This window comes from Vibrio sp. 10N.222.49.C9, from assembly GCF_041474985.1.
Taxonomy (GTDB): Bacteria; Pseudomonadota; Gammaproteobacteria; order Enterobacterales; family Vibrionaceae; genus Vibrio; species Vibrio crassostreae_C.
This window is the reverse complement of the sequence record NZ_JBFRVD010000741.1, coordinates 1-436: the sequence shown is the minus strand read 5'-3', so window position 1 is coordinate 436 and position 436 is coordinate 1. Positions and strand designations below refer to the sequence as shown.

The window sequence follows — 436 nt, the reverse complement described above, 5'->3', positions numbered from 1 at the left end:
GAATGGTGGAGCTCTAAAGCGAGAATCGTTGAACCTCAGGTTAATGATTTTGCAGTTTATCGTCAGCAAGTAAAATCCTTTCAGCCTATCTTTGATACCTATCAGGATGATGGCACGGTGCTAGTAAGTGAAGAACTCGATGACTTAGTTGAACCGGATAAAATCTTTGCTCAATTTATCCGTTCATTCAATGCAACAGCTAACAAAAAACGTTTTTTTGATAATAACGAAACCTTTTTGGCCTTTAAAAAAGCATTGAGAGAAGATGCGGATGAGAGCGCTGATGCTCAAGTTGCCCAAAGACGCCTTTACAGTGAATGGTATCAAAAGATCTCTGCCGCTCCTGCAGAGAAGAACCGCAGAGATGAGTACATTATTTCCCTTCAAGCTACGACTCAGATGGATAGCTATAATCTTCTTAATGACTATATTGCGA

Annotated in this window: 1 pseudogene; it reads left to right on the top strand. The window is 40.1% G+C overall.

Going from position 1 to position 436, the window contains the following annotated elements:
• Positions 1-436: pseudogene (locus AB4585_RS25350) on the top strand (LPS chain length-determining protein); the annotation flags it as partial.